Source organism: Corallococcus carmarthensis, from assembly GCF_003611695.1.
In the GTDB taxonomy this organism is placed as follows: domain Bacteria; phylum Myxococcota; class Myxococcia; order Myxococcales; family Myxococcaceae; genus Corallococcus; species Corallococcus carmarthensis.
Genome location: NZ_RAWE01000049.1, coordinates 13,863 through 30,269, shown reverse-complemented (window position 1 = coordinate 30,269; position 16,407 = coordinate 13,863). Strand labels below are relative to the sequence as shown.

Annotated in this window: 13 protein-coding genes; 6 read left to right on the top strand and 7 right to left on the bottom strand. The window is 69.7% G+C overall.

Annotated elements, in window-relative coordinates; translation table 11 throughout:
• Positions 1-22: 22 nt before the first annotated feature.
• Together D7X32_RS15855 and D7X32_RS15850 are read right to left on the bottom strand one after the other, a co-directional pair.
• Complete coding sequence (locus D7X32_RS15855) at positions 23-400, bottom strand: response regulator transcription factor (RefSeq protein ID WP_120603384.1); 378 nt, start codon at positions 398-400, stop codon at positions 23-25.
• 201 nt (positions 401-601) lie between these two features.
• On the bottom strand, positions 602-1,054 hold the full coding sequence (locus D7X32_RS15850) for a Fur family transcriptional regulator (RefSeq protein WP_120527796.1): 453 nt from the start codon (positions 1,052-1,054) through the stop codon (positions 602-604).
• Between the two features lie 276 nt (positions 1,055-1,330).
• Here D7X32_RS15850 and D7X32_RS15845 point away from each other — a divergent pair, with 276 nt between their 5' ends.
• Entirely contained in the window at positions 1,331-3,304 is a 1,974-nt protein-coding gene (locus D7X32_RS15845; protein ID WP_208752441.1) for a sensor histidine kinase, read from the top strand.
• 98 nt (positions 3,305-3,402) lie between these two features.
• Entirely contained in the window at positions 3,403-3,813 is a 411-nt protein-coding gene (locus D7X32_RS15840; protein ID WP_147450170.1) for a hypothetical protein, read from the top strand.
• Here the strand turns inward: D7X32_RS15840 and D7X32_RS15835 are convergent.
• The 3 genes from D7X32_RS15835 to D7X32_RS15825 all read right to left on the bottom strand — a co-directional run bounded on the left by D7X32_RS15835 (position 3,755) and on the right by D7X32_RS15825 (position 7,598).
• Positions 3,755-5,383, bottom strand: coding sequence for a sensor histidine kinase (locus D7X32_RS15835; protein WP_120603381.1), 1,629 nt, complete (start codon positions 5,381-5,383; stop codon positions 3,755-3,757). The genes D7X32_RS15840 and D7X32_RS15835 overlap by 59 nt on opposite strands.
• Positions 5,384-5,698: 315 nt before the next feature.
• Positions 5,699-6,295 (bottom strand): imm11 family protein, encoded by a 597-nt coding sequence (locus D7X32_RS15830; RefSeq protein WP_208752438.1) that lies wholly within the window; start codon positions 6,293-6,295, stop codon positions 5,699-5,701.
• 1 nt (position 6,296) lies between these two features.
• Positions 6,297-7,598 carry an AHH domain-containing protein gene (locus D7X32_RS15825; RefSeq protein WP_120603380.1) on the bottom strand — a complete coding sequence of 434 codons (1,302 nt, stop codon included), beginning with the start codon at positions 7,596-7,598 and terminating at the stop codon, positions 6,297-6,299.
• A gap of 417 nt (positions 7,599-8,015) precedes the next feature.
• Here D7X32_RS15825 and D7X32_RS15820 point away from each other — a divergent pair, with 417 nt between their 5' ends.
• The 4 genes from D7X32_RS15820 (at position 8,016) to D7X32_RS15805 (ending at position 12,159) form a co-directional block, all read left to right on the top strand.
• Positions 8,016-8,675, top strand: coding sequence for a DUF2381 family protein (locus D7X32_RS15820; protein ID WP_147450169.1), 660 nt, complete (start codon positions 8,016-8,018; stop codon positions 8,673-8,675).
• The gene (locus D7X32_RS15815; protein ID WP_369333689.1) at positions 8,675-8,947 is read left to right on the top strand and encodes a DUF2381 family protein; all 273 of its coding nucleotides are present in this window, start codon (positions 8,675-8,677) and stop codon (positions 8,945-8,947) included. Before D7X32_RS15820 ends, D7X32_RS15815 begins: the two co-directional genes overlap by 1 nt.
• Positions 8,944-10,878: a serine/threonine protein kinase gene (locus tag D7X32_RS15810; RefSeq protein ID WP_158625695.1), complete on the top strand. Its 1,935-nt coding sequence runs from the start codon at positions 8,944-8,946 to the stop codon at positions 10,876-10,878. Before D7X32_RS15815 ends, D7X32_RS15810 begins: the two co-directional genes overlap by 4 nt.
• Before the next feature lie 117 nt (positions 10,879-10,995).
• The gene (locus tag D7X32_RS15805; RefSeq protein WP_120603376.1) at positions 10,996-12,159 is read left to right on the top strand and encodes a protein kinase domain-containing protein; all 1,164 of its coding nucleotides are present in this window, start codon (positions 10,996-10,998) and stop codon (positions 12,157-12,159) included.
• Positions 12,160-12,186: 27 nt separating this feature from the next.
• On the opposite strand, the gene D7X32_RS15800 is transcribed toward D7X32_RS15805, so the two are convergent.
• The gene (locus D7X32_RS15800) at positions 12,187-13,209 is read right to left on the bottom strand and encodes a deoxyhypusine synthase family protein (RefSeq protein WP_120603375.1); all 1,023 of its coding nucleotides are present in this window, start codon (positions 13,207-13,209) and stop codon (positions 12,187-12,189) included.
• A 164-nt stretch (positions 13,210-13,373) separates the two neighbouring features.
• The gene (locus D7X32_RS15795) at positions 13,374-16,271 is read right to left on the bottom strand and encodes a sensor histidine kinase (RefSeq protein ID WP_120603374.1); all 2,898 of its coding nucleotides are present in this window, start codon (positions 16,269-16,271) and stop codon (positions 13,374-13,376) included.
• Positions 16,272-16,407 lie beyond the last annotated feature (136 nt).

Genomic DNA, 16,407 nt, shown 5'->3' with positions numbered 1-16,407 from the left:
CGCAGGTGGGGCAGGCAGGCGTTCACACCGGCAGGCACAGCTGCTTCACGGTGCTGAGCAACGCGGACAAATCCAGCGGCTTGCGCAGGTAGCCCGCCACGCCCATGCCATCCACCGTGTCGCGCACGTCCAGGTCCGCGCTGGCCACCACCACCGGGATGTCCGAGCACGCGCGCTCGTGCCGCAGCGCCTCGCGGAACGCGACGCCGTCCATGCGCGGCATCATCAGGTCCAGGAGGATGAGCTGGGGCCGGGGCTCCGACGAGCGCAGACGCTCCAGGGCCTCCAGGCCGTCCGCCGCCAGCTGCACGGCGTAGCCTTCCAACTCCAGCGCGTCCTGGAGCGCATCCCGGATATCCATGTCGTCGTCGACGACCAGCAACGTGTGATGGGCTTCCATCCCAATCCCCCTGCGAGCCTTGGAGCGCCCGCGCCGTCCCCCGAGCCGGGACGGCGGGTCCCCGCCTTCGCCAGAACGAATCTGTACCCGGAGGCAGGAGAGCGGAAGCTCCAATGTAGGCGCATGCCTACCAGTGAGCACATATGGGGCGGGCGCCCCCCTGGCTGGCTCCCCATCAGGTTGGACGACGACGGGCGGGGGCTACTCGCAGCGGTCGCAGAGCCCGCGCAGCTGCACTTCCACGGCGCGCTGCGACACGGCGCGGGGGACGCCCCGGGCGGTGGTGAGGCGCACGGACTCCTCGGGGAGGCAGGCCACGGTGCCGCAGTCGGTGCAGGTGAAGTGGGGGTGGTTGTTGGCGTGCTCGGTGGCGCCGGCGCGCTTGAGCTCGAAGCGCCAGACGTGGTCACCCAGGTCGGCGCGCACGACGAGGCCCGCTTCGGTGAGGTCGGTGAGGTTGCGGTAGATGGTGACGCGGTCGTAGCCCTCGCCGCCCAGCTCCTCCACCAGGTCCGCGTGGCTCATGGGCGCGGTGGCGGTCTCCAGCTTGCGCAGCACGGCCACGCGGGGGGCGGTGCTGCGCAGCCCCGCGGCGCGAATCCGGTCCTGGAACCCGGTCAGCTTCTCCTGCGCCGTGACTTTCTTGGCACCCATGCGCGGTCGAATAACACACCCGCCCGCGCACGTCCCCCACGCCAGTGCAAGCGAAGTGTACCTGTAGCCCGGTTGTACCTGTGACGCGGCAAGCCAGCCGCTGGTCCGCATGGCCCGTGGCCTTCCAACTTCCAACACTTCCGCACGGTTGCCTTGACTCAGGGGCCCCCGTCACGAGACTGCGCCCTTTCCACACCCTGGTGGCGGGCCGTTGGGGTCCCACCTTCCAGAACGACCCGTTGCCCGCGCCCGCTTCCTCCGCATCCGCCCCCCTTGATGAAGCCCACCCTGCTGCTCGTCGAAGCCCCGGGCCCGCACCGGGAGCTCCTGTCCCTCGCCTTCCAGGGCCAGGGGTGGCGGGTGTTGCTGGCGGCGGGGGTGGAGCCGCTGGTGCGCGCCCTGCGCGAGTCCCCGCCGGTGCACCTGGTGCTGGCGGCGGCGGGGCTCCTGGCCTCGGCGGCGGGGTCCCTGGACGCGCTGCGGGAGGCGCTGGCGGCGGCGGGCGCGGCCCTGTGGGTGGAGGCGCCCACGGCCGAGCAGCAGGCCCTGCGGCGGCTGGGCGCGCCGGTGACGGGCTTCTTCGCGCCGGGCCTGTCGCTGGGGGCCCGGGTGGAGGCGGCGCGGCAGGCCCTGCCGCCCGAGGCGCGGGAGGCGGACGACGACCGGGTCCTGCTGCGCGTGCTGGTGGCGGAGGACGACCCCGTCTACCGCAAGCTGCTGCGGCTGGCGCTGGCGCCCTTCCATTTCGACATCATGGAGGCGGAGGACGGCATGTCCGCGCTGGAGCTGGCGCGGCGGCGGCCGCCGGACATCGTGGTGGCGGACGTGCTGATGCCCCGCCTGGACGGCTTCCGGCTGTGCCTGGCCCTGCGCCAGGATCCGAAGCTCGCGCGCGTGCCGGTCATCCTCACGCACGCCACCGCGCCGGACGAGCTGGACCTGCGCATGGCCTCCAACGTGGGGGCCAACGGCTTCGTGCGGCGCGCGCAGGGCGACGACGAGCTGGTGGGGACGCTGCTGCGGGAAGCGCGCGCGGAGGGGCCGATGCCCGCGCCCCTGCCCGGCGAGCTGTCCACCGAAGCGCACCTGTTCGCGATGGTGCGGCAGCTGGAGCGGCGCGTGGGGCTCTTGGAGCAGGCCGAGCGCACCGCGCGCGAGAGCGAGGAGCGCTACCGGCTGGTGGTGTCCGGCTCCTACGACGGCGTGTGGGACTGGGACGTGCGCGACCAGCGCATGTACTGGAGCCCGCGCCTGTTGGAGATGCTGGGGATGAAGCCGGAGGCCTTCCCGGGCACCTCCGAGGCGTTCCTCGCGCGGGTGCACCCGGAGGACCGGGACGAGGTCGCGTCCGCGCTGGCGCGGCACCTGGAGCAGGGCACGCCCTATGACGTGTCCTTCCGGCTGAAGCACGAGTCCGGGGGCTACCGCTCGTGCGTGAGCCGGGGCCGGGCCCTCCGCGACGTGCAGGGCCGGCCCGTGCGCATGGCGGGCATCATTGGCGACGTGACGGAGCAGCTGCGGCTGTACCGCGAGGCGCGCGAGGCGGTGCGCGTGCGGGACGAGTTCCTGGCGGTGGCCGCGCACGAGCTGCGCACGCCCCTGGCCGCGCTGCGGCTGCGCGTGCAGGGCACGGCGGCGGCGCTCAAGCACGAGCATCCGGTGGCGCCGGAGCGGTTGGAGCGCGCGCTGGTGGCGGCGGACCGGCAGGTGCAGCGGCTGGCGGACCTGGTGGAGGGGCTGCTGGACGTGTCGCAGATGCAGGGCCACGCGCCCCGGCTGAACCTGGAGGACGTGGACCTGGGGCAGGTGGTGCGGGACGTGGTGGTGCGCTCGGAGGAGATGGCGTCGCGCGCCGGGTGCCTGCTGGTGGTGCGCGACGTCGCGTCCGCGGTGGGCCACTGGGACGCGCTCCGGCTGGGGCAGGTGGTGACGCACCTCTTGGTGAACGCGGTGAAGTTCGGCCCGGGCAAGCCGGTGGAGCTGGAGGTCCAGGCGGACGCGGACACGGCCTCGCTGGTGGTGCGCGACCACGGCATCGGCATCTCGCCGGACCGGGTGGACGGCCTCTTCCGCCGCTTCGAGCGCGCCGTGCCCACGCGCAACTACGGCGGGCTGGGGCTGGGGCTGTACCGCCTGCACCGCATCGTGGAGGCGCACGGCGGCGAGGTGGCGGTGACGAGCATCCCGGGCCAGGGCGCCACCTTCCGGGTGCGGCTGCCCCGTTCAGGCCCGCCCGCCGTTCACGCCTGACGGGCAGGCGTCCGGACGTTCAATGCCTTTGTCTGGTGTGTCACACAGGCCGGAAGATGGCTGCTGCTGTGCCACGGGGAAGGACGCAATTTCCCCGCATGGGAAAACAACCGGCCGTGCTGGTGCTCAACGGGAGCGAGGATCTCATCGCGGCGCTCGAGGAGCTCCTGGCGGACTCGGGCTTCCAGACCAGGGGCGTCCGCGTGCAGGACGTCATCCGCGGGCCCCTGGACTTCGCCACGCTGGTGCGTGAGACCGCGCCGGCCGTCATCGTCTACGACATCAGCGTGCCGTTCGACCTGAGCTGGCACGCGTTCCAGAAGCTGGCCGCGAACCCGGCCGCCGCGGGCATTCCCTTCGTGCTCACCACCACCAACCGGGAGGGCGCGCAGGAGTACACCGGTCCGGAGGTCATCGAGTTGCTGTTGAAACCCTATGACATCGACCAGTTCACCCGGGCCGTGACGCAGGCGGTGACGCGGGGGACCGCCGCGGCAGGCGCACGGTGAAGGTGGTGCCGGCTTGCGCCAGGCTCGTCACGCTCACGGTGCCGCCGTGGGCGTGCACCACCTGCCGGACGATGAAGAGGCCCAGGCCGATGCTGCGGTCCGCCCGGCTCTCCTGGTGCGGGGCTCCGCGCTCCAGCGGTTCGAACAGGCGCGGCAGCAGGTCCGCGGGGATGGGGGCGCCGGCGTTGTGCACCTCCAGCACCACGCTGTCGGTTTCCCCCCGGGTGCGCACCTGGATGGGGGCGGCCGGGTCGCCGTAGGCCAGCGCGTTGCCCAGCAGGTTGCCCACCACCTGCGTCAGCCGGTCCGCGTCCCACGTCCCGGCGCCATCCCCCGCCTGGGAGTACGCGATGACGCGGCCGGGGGCCTGGGTCTGGGTCTCCTCGACGGCGGCCTCCACCAGGGCGTGGAAGTCCGTGTCCCGGGGATGCAGGGTGAGGCCGCCGTGGCGCACCTGGGTGAAGTCGAGCAGGTCGCGGATCATCCGCACGGCGCGTTCCGCGGAGGTCCGGATGCGGCCCACGCGTTTGTGCTGCGCTTCCGTGAGGTGTTCACGCTCCTGGAGCAGCGTGGCGGACAACAGGACGGCGGACAGCGGGGTGCGCAGGTCGTGGCTCACGATGCCAATGAGCTGCCGCTCGAAGTTCGCGCGCTGGCGGGCCTCCGCCTCCAACTGCTTCCGCGAGGTCACGTCCCGCAGGGCGCCCACCACCTGCTGGACCTCGCCCTCGCCGTTGCGGACGATGATGGCGTGCTCCTCCACGTCGCGCCAGGCGCCGCGCGCGTCGTGGAACCGGTAGCTGATCCTCCACACGTCACTGCTTCCCGAAAGGGCCTCCATGAAGCTCTGCCGGACGGCCGCGAGGTCCTCCGGGTGGATGCGCTTGCGCCACCAGTCCTGGCGCGGCACCCGCGGGTCGTCCAGCCGGCCCAGCAGGTCCTGACCCCCACTGCTCCACTCCAGGGCGTCCGTCTGGGGGTCCCACTCCCAGATGGCGTCCTGGGTGGCGCGCGAAGCCAGCCGGAAGCGCTGGTCGCTCTTCCAGGCGCGCAGCTCCGCGGCGCGGACCTCCGCGAGCACGCTTTCGGCCATGGTGCGCCGGGCCTGCTCGTCGGACAGGTCCCTGCGGGTCGTGTCGAGCGCCGCCGTCGTCTGGCGCTGCTTCCAGCCCCAGTGCGCGAGCCCCAGCACGCGGGCCGCCAGCTCCGAGGACCGGAACGGCTTGAACACGTAGTCGTTGGCGCCCGCGCCCAGGCCCTCGACGACGTCCTCCGCGCGCTGGTGGGAGGTCAGCAGCAGCACGGGGAGCAGCGCCGTGACGGCGTTGCTCCGCACGAAGGCGCAGACCTCCAGGCCGGTGAGGCCCGGGGTCTCCCGGTCCAGCACGAGCACGTCCGGCGGCTTCTGGAACCCCAGGGACTCCACCAGCACGGCCCCGTCGGAGAACAGGATGACGTCGCAGGTCGTGCTGAGCGCGGCCCGCGCGGCCTGGGCCTCCGTCGGAGAATCTTCCAGCAGCCACACCACGGGCGAACGGGTGGCGGGCATCGTGGGGGGGCCGTGCGGCATCAAGGGATGGGCGGGTTCCTAACCGGGCGGCCCGAGCCGCGTCCACCCACACCCCCCACTTTCAACGACCTGGCAGGTGCCCTGGCGTGCAGGCGTGAACCTTTTCTCCCGAACGAAACCGGGATGTGGGGAACTCCTCTCTTTCCGCCAGTGCCAGGGTGCGAGGCGGATGCTGTCCCGCACGGCTCGTAGGTCTGGTTCCGTTTGCGTCGCCCGACTTCTTGCCCGTGAGGGGTGGACGTGCGGAAGCGCATGTGACGGCGGGCTGTCCAGACGAAGCCGGTGACCTGACGCATCACGAAGCTCACCCCCCCGTCACGTCACCCCATGCCCTCCACGAGGGCCTGTCACACGATCGAACAGCACGCCCAGGTTCCCTACCTGTTCGAGTGCATTCTTGACCTCCTCTGAAACGATAAATGCGATCTTGAACTTCATCGGCCTGAGAACACGGGTGCCCTCGGTCCTCGCCGGGTCAATTCGTAAGCCAGAGATCCAGCGATATGCACCTCTGCGCTCAGGATGAGGGTCGTCTTGATCGTAGGGTTGTCGTCCCTCGCAGTTGACTTCATCAATGCAGTCAACGACCTTGGTTGCATTGGCAATGAAGTAGCGCTCGGGCTCGCTCTCCACCGTCACCGGAAGCAGTTGCACATCGTCAGGGGCAAGCAACCTGAAGACATTCGCAACTCCTTCGCTGACAATGGGCACTCGCTCCACCCCAGCGAACATGAAGGTGCGCCTCACGCCCTGGTTCCGAACCCGAGCCTTGATGGGCCCAGGATCGGAAAGAACACGCCCAGCGGTGAACATCCAAGGCTCCTCGAATTTCCCTCCTGAGGCCGGGACGGGAGTCGTGATGTACCACTGGGGTACATCCGCGATATCCACCCAATAGAAATGACGTTCCACCTCAATCTCCCGCCTTCACGATTTGACTCCGCAACTTCGAGCCCGGTGTAAGCAGCTCATTTGCAATCTTCGCGAGTTCTTTCAATAGCTCGGCCCGACAGGTCTCAGGGGTCTTGCATAGACTGACGGCATCTTGCAGGCGCCCCACCACTTCTCTGTGGTACGCCTCGGTGTGCGGTCCCTCGTGCCCCTTGAGACGCACTTTGTTTGCCACGTCCTCCAAACTCATTCCCGCCTTTTCGAAGATCTCCTCGCAGATCGGCGTCCAGGGACCGCCTGTCGCGGCAGAGGTGGCGTTCTTGTTCGTGCAGATGTGATGAACCGGCCCTTCGGAATCACCTGGAAGCCGGTTGTTCGAGTACATCGCAAGAGCCGCAACGGCCCCTGGCGCAAGCACGACGTTGAGCACACCTGTAGCGGGCAACGCGATTGATGTCACTCCACCATTCAGTGCTGCCCCAAGCTGGAACCCCGCCTCCGCCTGCGCTCGAAGCGCGGCCTGGGGGAAGCCCGGCAGCTTCGGGCCCTGGGTCGCCATCGCGCTTTTTCCGCCAAGTGCCGCCGTGACGAGCAGCACCAGGACGCGTGTGCCGTTCGTACCGAGCACCTTTCCGAAGCGATGCCCAATCTCCTGCAACCCGACGACGCTCGTTGCCCTCTCCGCGTCGTCCCACAATCGGACGAAGCCCCGGCCAATCTCCCAGACCGGCACCACGCCCAGGTAGGCCACCATCGCCGCGGTCAGTGCCACCGCGATGGTCTTGGTGACCGGTTCGGGAAGCGCCATCGTGAGGAGCATGGTCAGCGCGGCCGACGTCACCATCGCCTTGAGCGCCACGGGGTTCAGCGTCTTGCCAACCTCGGCCTCGACGCTCTCCCACACGGTATCGAGCGCGAAGGACAGGGCCATCAGCGTCCGGTCCTTGCGCGAGAACGTCAGCCCCGTCCCACCCACCAGGGACAAGCATTCGTCCGAGTCGGGGCAGATGCGCGCGTACAACGACTCAGGTGAACTCCCCGAGCCGGAATCTGCGAAACCCCTCGAGGACGCGAGCAGGGTCCTAGACCGTACCCATCCACGCTGATCCGCTTCGTCCGACTCGCGGAATGCAACGTCCATGCGCATGTCGAGGATGAGTTGCGTGAGAGCCTCCTTGAACGCCTCCTCGGTCACCTCGACTGGCTCGACATCGACTGACTCGTGGACGACCCGCTGACCATTCCCCGCATCGATATGGACAACGCGGGTGGTTGCGCATCCTGCTGCAAGCAGTAGCAGGGAGACTACTCCGGCGAGCCTCATGGAATCCCCCGAAGGTGCCCTCTGGAAATCAGGGGGCTTGGCATCCTGACTTTGCTATGAGGCTTATTTCATCAACAAGGTCTGTTCTTGATTTCGATGGGTCATGAAAGGAATTCGTGGCAGTGTAAGCCGCTCAGGCCGAACAGCCCCGCATTGAATCACATGGGAGCGTGGCGAAGGCGGACCTGCGCTTCGCGGACGTGCTTGTCATCGAGGGGCATCCTCCCATGGATCGTCCGCTCCGCGTGGGGACGTTCGGTATCAAGCGCCGAGACTTCCAGTGCCTTTGTAGGGAGGCGCGAGGGGGCCCCTGAACCCGCAGGGCCGAACCGCTGGTGACCTGAGGCATCGCGAACCTCAAACCTCCCCGTCACGTCACCCCCATCTGTTAGGGTGCGATGCTGGAGGTTGCCCCGCGTGCTTACGCCCCGTGTGGTTGTCTGTCCAATGCTGCTGATGCTGCTGGGTGCGGTGGTTCCGGCATGGGCCTCGGCCCCTGGACCGCGCGTCCCTCGGGAGCGGAAGCTGGTGGTGCGCGCGGAAGACGCCGCGACGCTGCACCTGCTGCGTGTCGCTCCCGGGGCGGTCACCACGGTCGTGTTCAACGACGACATCCTGCCAGCCTCCGTGGACGCGAAGGCCCTGGCGCCGCTGTTCGCCCAGGTGAAGGTGTATCCGGGCGTGATGGTGCTGCGGCCCGCCGTGGCCATGCCGGACGCGTCCCGGCCGCTCGTCACCGTGCGCTTCGCGGGGGAGGACGCGCCCCGGCATGTGTCGTTCCTGCTCGTCACCGACCCCAAGGAGGTGGACACCGTGGTGGAGGTGTCCCGCCATGCGCTGTCCGCGGAAGACCTGGGCGAGGAGCTGTCCCTGTTGCGGGGACGGTGCGCCGCCGCAGAGGCGGGGCTCGCCACCCTGCGGGCGCAGTGTGACCAGACCGGACTGGCGGGCGCGTACTCACGGGGGCCCTGGGGCCGGAGCCGGTGTCAGTGGATCGGTCTCCCCTACCTGTTGAAACACCAGGCCTGGAGGTCGTGGGGAGTGCTCTCCTCTACAGCCACATCAGAAGCCGAGTGATGGCCTTCGCCCTGCGCAACTCACCAGACGCTGCCCCGTGGGTGCCCGGCGTGGGACGGCTCACCCGGCTGGGGGCGGATGGAAAAGAAGACCTCATCATCCAGGAGATTCCAGTGCGGATGCTGGAGGCACGTCTGCCACCCGGTGCGAGTGGACAGGTGGTCCTGGAATGGCACATGCCGAAGGACCTGGAGCCGCAGGCTCTCTACGTGCTGGAAGTCTGGAATCAGGAAGGCAATCGCTCCGTGCGATGGAAAGGACTGTCCCTGTGAGCAGTGAGTCGCCGGAGCTAGGGCTCCGCCATGCGGAGGCGGTACTGGGGCGGGTCCTGCTGTCCGCCGAATGGTTGCTGCCTGGGACACAGGTGGGCCGCTGGGAGGTGATGGCACGGCTGGGAGCGGGAGGTTACGGCACCACGTATTCCGTGCGCAGGGTGGGCCGCTCTCGCGGGCGGCTGTATGCCTTGAAGTTGTCCCGCCGCCCCGGCGAACGGTGGTTCGCGCGGGAGGCGGAACTGCTGACCCGCGTGCGCCACCGCTCCGTGGTGCGGTTGATCTCCCACGGTGTCTGGCGGCTCGGCCCCGTGGAGCACCCCTACCTGGTGATGGAGTACGTGGAGGGAGAATCCCTCTACGTATGGGCACTGGCCCGCAATCCCACGGCCCGCCAGATGACGAACGTGTTGGTGCAGGTGTTGGAGGCCCTGGCTGCCGCGCACCGTCATGGAGCCCTGCACCGGGACTTCAAGGGCGACAATGTCCTGATCACGCCGGATGGCAGGGTGAAGGTGCTGGATTGGGGCGCTGGCTGGTACGCGGGAGCACCCCCGCTCACCGCCACCGCCCGGTTGCCACCGGGCAGTCCGCGCTACTACAGCCCCCAGCTCTTCATGTGGCGCGTGCTGTCGGAGCGCCGTCCCGGTGCCGCCAGCCCTTACACCTACTGCGTGGCGGACGAGTTGTACGCGGTCGGCGTCACCTTCTATCGCCTGTTGACGGACCAGTACCCCGCCGCCCAGTGGGGCGCTCCCCGTGAAGTCTCGGCGCCCCATGGTCTGCGAGCCGTGAGGGACCTCAACCCCCACGTGACGGAAGGGCTGTCGGACGCCGTGATGCGGATGCTTGCCTTCGAGCCGGAGCGGCGCCCCGAAAGCATGGCATTGCTGGCGGGTGAGCTGCGCCAGCGACTGGCGGATGGAGGCCCGGGGTGGGACGCGCCGCTGTTCGACTGGCGCGAACGGACGGCCAGTGGCTCACGTACGACGGTGGAGGCGGATGAGGTCCGGGGGCCCGTGATGCCGGGGCAGGAGATCGCCCTGCGGGATGCCCGGGCCCGGCACCTGGAGGACTCCCTCCGGCTGCGAGGGGCCCGCGAGCTGCGCCGGCGGGATCCCGCGAAGGTGGCCGCCGCGGAAGCCCGGTCGATTCCCGCGCTTCAGGGACGTGTCAGGAGAGGGCGTTCGCATCCCCTCGTCTGGGGTGCGCTCGCGGTCATGTTGGTGGGCCCCCTTGTCGCGGGCCTCACGGTCTGGAGCTTGCGGCGGACCCTGGCGAGGGAGGGCAGCCCACTGGCCGTGAGCCAGGAGCGGGTCGTCCAGCAAATGGCGTCCCGTTCCGGACCGGAAGAAGCTCGCAGGTCATCGACGGGCACCTCCCCACCCGTCCCCTTTCCACAGGAGAAGGAAGCCATGACTCCCCATTCGCCGCAGCAGGCGGCCGTCATCCCCATGCCCGCGCGGTCCAGCACACTCAAGCGCTGCTCCGCGGCGGTCGGCGCCGCCGTCCTCACGGCCTGCACGGGCGCCCAGGTGCGGCCCGACGCGAGCCGGTGCCCGGCGGGTTCCCTGGACGCCATGCGGAAGCTTTCCCTGAACAAGGGCGGCAGCGGCAGCGTCTATACCGACATCACGCGGCCGGGCCGGGGGTCGGAAGAACTCATTGTCCACGATGGCCCCATTGTCAGCCTCGTCATCGAGCAGTACGGGGATCTGCCCGTCGGGACCCGCCTGTATGGGCGCCTCTGGACGGGGGAGGGCCGGGTGACGGGCCGCTACACCAAGGCGGAACTTCCAGACGGGCGTATCTATCCTGTGTGCTTCGTCTACGGGAACTTTGATGGCCTTGAGTGGAATGAGGGTTCCAAGCCCGGCGCGGTCCGGATGCCACGCACCTTCGCGTATACGGTCGTGAACTCGTTCCCATGAACCGTGCTTGTCGGAGGGTCGCGAGGCGCGAAACGTTCTAATACAACCTGACGGGTCCTGGAGAATGTGGCTACTCAAAAAGTAGTCTGCCGTTGTTCTCACAGGAGCCCGCACGGCATGAGTCCTTCCAGGACGGTGAAGCCTTCCCCTCCCGAAGTGCTGTTCAAGACCGGGTCCAAAGTGTTCGAGCTGGAGCGGATCCTGCGGCGGCGCGGCCATGGGGAGCAGCACTTCCTGGCCGTGAGGCGGCAGCCCGGGCGTGAGCCTGTGCCGGTGTTCCTCCAGGCGCTGTCCCTCCGAAGAGGGGAGGCATTCCTGTCGAGGGAGCCGCGAGCGCGGTTGCAGGAGACGCTGGCGCTCTCACGGCTGCTCGAACATCCGCGCATCGCCCGGCTGTACGGCGGCCACGAGGTGGACGACATGCTCTACCTCGAATGGGAGCACGTCCCCGGCTACACGCTGGATGACGTGGCGATGCTGCCGCTGGTGTATGTGCATTCCTATTCCGAGGCCTTCCTGGTGCACGTGGGCCTCCAGCTCGCGTCACTGCTCGCGTTCCTGCATGGAAAGACAGACGCGCGCGGCATGCCGCTGGGCTTCGTGCACCGCGACCTGCATCCCCAGGGCCTCCGGTTCGGGCCGGAGGGTGCCCTGATGCTCACGGACCTGGGGGATGTCTTCTCCCGGCTGCCGGGCCGGGCGCCCTCCAGCATCACGCGCCCGCACGGCGAGGTGTATTACGGCGCGCCGGAGGTGCTGTTCGGGGAAGGGGCGGACGCGCGGTCGGATCTCTTCTCGCTGGGGCTCATCCTGCTGGAGCTGGCGACGAGCCTGCACCTCTACAGCCTGCCGCGCGCCCTCATGGGCGACCTGGAGGCACGGCTGACGGACGCGGACGCGAAGCGCGTGTTCCAGGGGATGATGGTGGCGGCGCAGGCGGGGCAGGGCTCCGGTGAGTACGCCGACGTGGTGATGCACGCCGCCACCTACCGGCCGGAGGACCTGGAGTCGCTGATGTTCCGGCTGTCGCCAGGGCTGCGCGCCATCCTCCACCGGCTGCTGCGGCGGGAGCGGACGGAGCGCTACGCGACCGCGGAGGACCTGGAGGTGGACCTCCGCGCCCACGCTGCGCGGCTGGGCGGCCACTACGGCGGCGCGGAGGCGGCGGCGGAGTTCCAGCGGGCGCTCGCGGCGACTGCCCCGGTGCTGAGCGCGTTCCAGATGGACGTGGGCGCCTTTCCACCGGGGAGCGTGCTGCACCTGCCAACGCCCGCCGCGTGAGGCGGCGGCGGGCGGGCCGTGCTGGCGCTAGCGCCGGTGCCTGGTGATGAGCGCGTTCGCCACTTCCGGCTGGCGCTGGCACTCCAGCAAGGCGCTGAGCATCAGCGGCGTGACGATGGTGGCATCCGACTCGATGACGAACATCGGCGTCGTCTCCGTCAGCTTGTCCCAGGTGATCTTCTCGTTGGGCGTGGCCCCCGAGTACGAACCGTAGGACGTCGTCGAGTCGCTGATCTGGCAGAAGTAGGCCCACGGCTTCACGGGCTTCTGCAGGTCGTACTTCGTCGACGGCACGACGCAGATGGGGAAGTCCCCCGCGATGCCACCGCCAATCTGGAAGAAGCCGACGCCCCTCCCCGCGGAGAGCTCCTCGTAGCGGTCGTAGAAGTCGGCCATGTACTCGATGCCCGACTTGACGATGCTCGCGTCGCAGTCACCCGTCTTCACGTAGGACGCGAAGATGTTCCCGAACGTCGAGTCCTCGTAGCCGGGGACGACGATGGGCAGCTTGTGGCGCGCCGCCTCCAGCAGCCAGCACGCCTCCGGGTCCCCTTCGTACACGGAGGGCTCCAGCACCTGGATGAGCTCGTAGAAGTACTCGTGCCAGAAGCGGCGCTCGCCCCGCTCGGTGGCGCCCTTCCACATGGGGACGACGATCTTCTCCACCGCGCGGAACGCCTCGTCCTCGGGGATGCTCGTGTCGGTGACCCGGCGCATCCGCTGTTCGAGGATGCGCGTGTCGTCCTGCTTGGTGAAGTAGCGGTACTCGGGGAAGTCCTTGTACGCCGCATGCGCGACGAGCCGGAAGAGCGACTCCTCCAGGTTGGCCCCCGTCACCGACAGGCCGTGGATCAGCCCCGCCCGGATGGCGGGCGCGAGCGTGATGCCCAGCTGCGCGGACGACATCGCGCCCGCGACGCTCCAGAACATCCGGCCGCCGCTCGAGACATGGTCCCAGTAGGCGAGGAGCGCATCGCGCGTCGCGCGCGCGTTGAAGTTCTTGTAGTTCGCGAGGACGAACGCGAGGACGGGAGTTTCGGACGTGGGCATGGGGGCCTCCAGCAACGAGAGTGAGCTCGGGGGGCGCCAGCCGACAAAGGCCACCCGAGGACCCCCTACGGTCACGACGCGAGGTCGTGCCGCCATCGGGGCGTCGAGTGGCTGCGGGTTCACTAACACGGTGGCGCCGGGCGTCGCCACCGTGTCGTCGGGCCCTACACGCAGGGTGCCGGTTTCGCGCCGGCGCGCGGCAGCCTCACCGTGAACGTCGTGCCCGCTTCCTGCGTGGACGTCACGTCGATGGTGCCGCCGTGCGCATGCACGATGGTCCGCACGATGTAGAGCCCCAGGCCCACGCTGCGCGTCGCCGCGTCCACGCCCGGTTCCCCTCGCTGCATGGGCTGGAAGATGCGGGGCAGCAGGTCGGAGGCGATGGGGGCTCCCGCGTTGTGCACCTCCAGCAGGATGCTCCCGGGCGCCTCCCGCAGGCGCACCGACACGGGCGTGCCTTCCGGCGAATACTTCAGCGCGTTGCCCAGCAGGTTGGTGAGCACCTGCGTGATGCGGTCCGGGTCCCAGCACCCCTGGAGCATCTTCGCGGGCAGGGACGTCTGGACGACGCGCTCCGGAACGGTCATCCGCACCTCCTCCACCCCCTGCCGCACCAGCGCGCCCAGCTCCAGGTCCTGGCAATGCACCGGAATGCCGCCACCCAGACGTGCCTGGGTGAAGTCCAGCAGGTCGCGGATCATCCGCACCGCGCGCTCCGCGGCGGTCTGGATGCGCAGCACGGCCTTCGTCGCGCGCTCGTTCAGGTCGTCGCGCCGGAGCAGCGACGTCGTGCCCAGGATGATGGCGCTCAGCGGGTTGCGCAGGTCGTGCGACACGATGCCCACCAGGTACTGCTCGAACTCCGCGCGCTGACGCGCTGTCTCCTCCGCGAGCTTGCGCTCCGTCACGTCCAGCCCCGTGCCCACGAAGCGCACGGGCCGGCCGTCCGGCCCGAAGTGGAAGTGGCCCCGTCCGGAGATCCACCGCACGGGCTGGCCGCCATGGAGAGGCCGCACGCGGAACTCGCTCGCGTACTCGCCGGAGCCCCCCAGCCGGGAGGCCTCCGTCATCGCGTGCAGCACCTGTCGCCGGTCCTCATCGAGGACGAACTGCATGGCCTCGTCGAGCGTCACGTCGCCTTCGGCGGGCAGGCCCAGCATGGCGCGGAAGCGCGCGTCCCAGGTGGCCCGGCCGGTGGCGGGTTCGATGTCCCAGCTGCCCATGTCCGCCGCGTCCAGGGCCAGCCGCAGGCGCTCCTCGCTGGCCTTGAGCGTGGCCGCCAGGGACTCCGCCCGTTGACGGGCCCGCACGGCCTCGGTGACCTCGTTGGCGACGACGAGGATGCCCTCGAAGCCGACCTCCGCCTCGCGCAGTGGCTGGTAGATGAGGTTGAAGTACGCGTCCTCCAGGGCTCCGCCCGCGGCCCTCGCGAGCCGCACGCGCAGCTCATGGCCCACGTAGGGCCTGCCCGTGGCGAGCACGCCATCCAGCAGCTCCCGGATGCCCTGGCCCGCCACTTCCGGCAGCGCTTCGAGGATGGGACGGCCCAGGACCTGGTCGCAAGGGCGGCCCCAGAGCTGGCAGACGCGGTCGTTGGCCAGCTCCACGACGTGCGCGGGGCCCCGGAAGATGGAGAGCGCGACGGGCGCCTGTTGCAAGAGCGCGCGCAGCTGGCTCAGCGCCGTGTCCGCCTGGACGCGCGCGGTGCGGGCCTCCTGGAGCAGCTGCTCGTGTCCGTTCTCCGCCTCCCGCCGGGAGGTGACGTCCTGCATGGCGCCCACCATGCGCACGCCCCGGCCTTCCGCGTCGCGCAGGATGACGCCCGTGTCGAGCACCCGCACGATGTCGCCCTGGCGGTTGAGGAACCGGTACTCGTCCTGCCAGCGCGCCTGGATGCCCTGGATGGCCGCGTGGATGCCGTGCACGACCCGCTCCCGGTCCTCGGGGTGGATGCGCTCGACCCACCAGTCCGCCGTGGGCCCTGTCTCGCCTGGCGCGAAGCCGAGCAGCTTGAGCGTCTCTCCGCTCCAGGTCACCTCCTCGGTGAGGAGGTTCCAATCCCAGACGGTGTCCGCGGCCGCCTGGCTGGCCAGCCGGTAGCGCGTCTCGGACGCCTCCAGCCGCACGTTGGCTTCGTGCAGCTGTCCCATGAGCAGGGCCCGGTCGAGGATGCCGGAGAGGTACTCCACCAGCGTCTCCAGGAAGCGCTTGGTCTGCGGCGGGACCGGCCGGGCCTCCGCGAAACCCACGCACAGGACTCCCATCAGGTCGCCATGGGGCCACAGCCGCAGGCCCAGCAGCGTGCTCCACCCGGTGGCGTCCAGCCCTTCCCGTTCGAAGTCCTCCAGGCCCCGCGCCTGCGCCAGCACGAGCGGCTCCTCCGAACGGGCCACGCGGCCCAGGAAGGACGGCCCCTGCGCATCCACCGACCGGCCGGGGGCGACGACGGAGTGCTCCGTGTGCGCGATGGGGACCATCCTCCGGCCCCCCGCGTCCATGAGGAACAGCTCCGCGCCGGTGGCCTCCAGCGCGCGGACGATGAGCTCCACCAGGGGCCTGAGCAGGCCCCGCGGATCCGCGCGCGACTCCAACCACTGGGGCGCCAGCGCGTCCATCTGGCGCAGGAAGCGCTTCTCGCGCTGCCGGTCCTCCAGCGAGTAGCCGGAGAAGAGGACCACCACGTGGTCCATGGCCTTCTCCAACTGCTGGAAGAGGCACTGGAGGTCGTCGGCGGTGGGTTTGCGCTCCGGCCGCACGTCCTCCCAGAGCTGGGGGATGAGCCGGCCCAGGAGCGTGTACTCGTCCGTCGCGTCCTCCTGCGTGGCGCCCACGCGCAGGCGCAGGTTGATGTGCGCCTCCTCCAGGCGCGCCCGCGTCTCCAGGCGCTCCGGCGTGGCGCCGTGCCGGCAGATGGCCGCCACCGCGTGGAGGTACTCCGGCAGCGTGGAGATGAGCTCCGACGGCTTCAGTCCCTGCGTGCTCTCCAGCCCTCGCGCGGCTTCCGCGAAGCGCCTCACCAGGACGTCCAGGTTCGCTTCGATGAAGTCCGCGATGAGGTTCATGGGCCCGTAGAGAAGGGGGTAGGGGCTCGGGCTCCCAGGTGCAACGGGACACCCTGTTTTCTCCTGGGATTCCCAACAGGCGGACGGGCGGGGGCCCGCACCGCGAGAAGCCGGTGCGCGCGGTGAGGGCAGGGAG

What these genes read in the sequence shown, in the direction of transcription:
- D7X32_RS15845 (WP_208752441.1), top strand. Translation starts at nt 1,331, where the DNA reads ATGAAGCCCACCCTGCTGCTCGTCGAAGCCCCGGGCCCGCACCGGGAG.
- D7X32_RS15835 (WP_120603381.1), bottom strand. Translation starts at nt 5,383, where the DNA reads ATGCCGCACGGCCCCCCCACGATGCCCGCCACCCGTTCGCCCGTGGTG.
- D7X32_RS15825 (WP_120603380.1), bottom strand. Translation starts at nt 7,598, where the DNA reads ATGAGGCTCGCCGGAGTAGTCTCCCTGCTACTGCTTGCAGCAGGATGC.
- D7X32_RS15815 (WP_369333689.1), top strand. Translation starts at nt 8,675, where the DNA reads ATGGCCTTCGCCCTGCGCAACTCACCAGACGCTGCCCCGTGGGTGCCC.
- D7X32_RS15795 (WP_120603374.1), bottom strand. Translation starts at nt 16,271, where the DNA reads ATGAACCTCATCGCGGACTTCATCGAAGCGAACCTGGACGTCCTGGTG.
- D7X32_RS15855 (WP_120603384.1), bottom strand. Translation starts at nt 400, where the DNA reads ATGGAAGCCCATCACACGTTGCTGGTCGTCGACGACGACATGGATATC.
- D7X32_RS15805 (WP_120603376.1), top strand. Translation starts at nt 10,996, where the DNA reads ATGAGTCCTTCCAGGACGGTGAAGCCTTCCCCTCCCGAAGTGCTGTTC.
- D7X32_RS15840 (WP_147450170.1), top strand. Translation starts at nt 3,403, where the DNA reads ATGGGAAAACAACCGGCCGTGCTGGTGCTCAACGGGAGCGAGGATCTC.
- D7X32_RS15850 (WP_120527796.1), bottom strand. Translation starts at nt 1,054, where the DNA reads ATGGGTGCCAAGAAAGTCACGGCGCAGGAGAAGCTGACCGGGTTCCAG.
- D7X32_RS15800 (WP_120603375.1), bottom strand. Translation starts at nt 13,209, where the DNA reads ATGCCCACGTCCGAAACTCCCGTCCTCGCGTTCGTCCTCGCGAACTAC.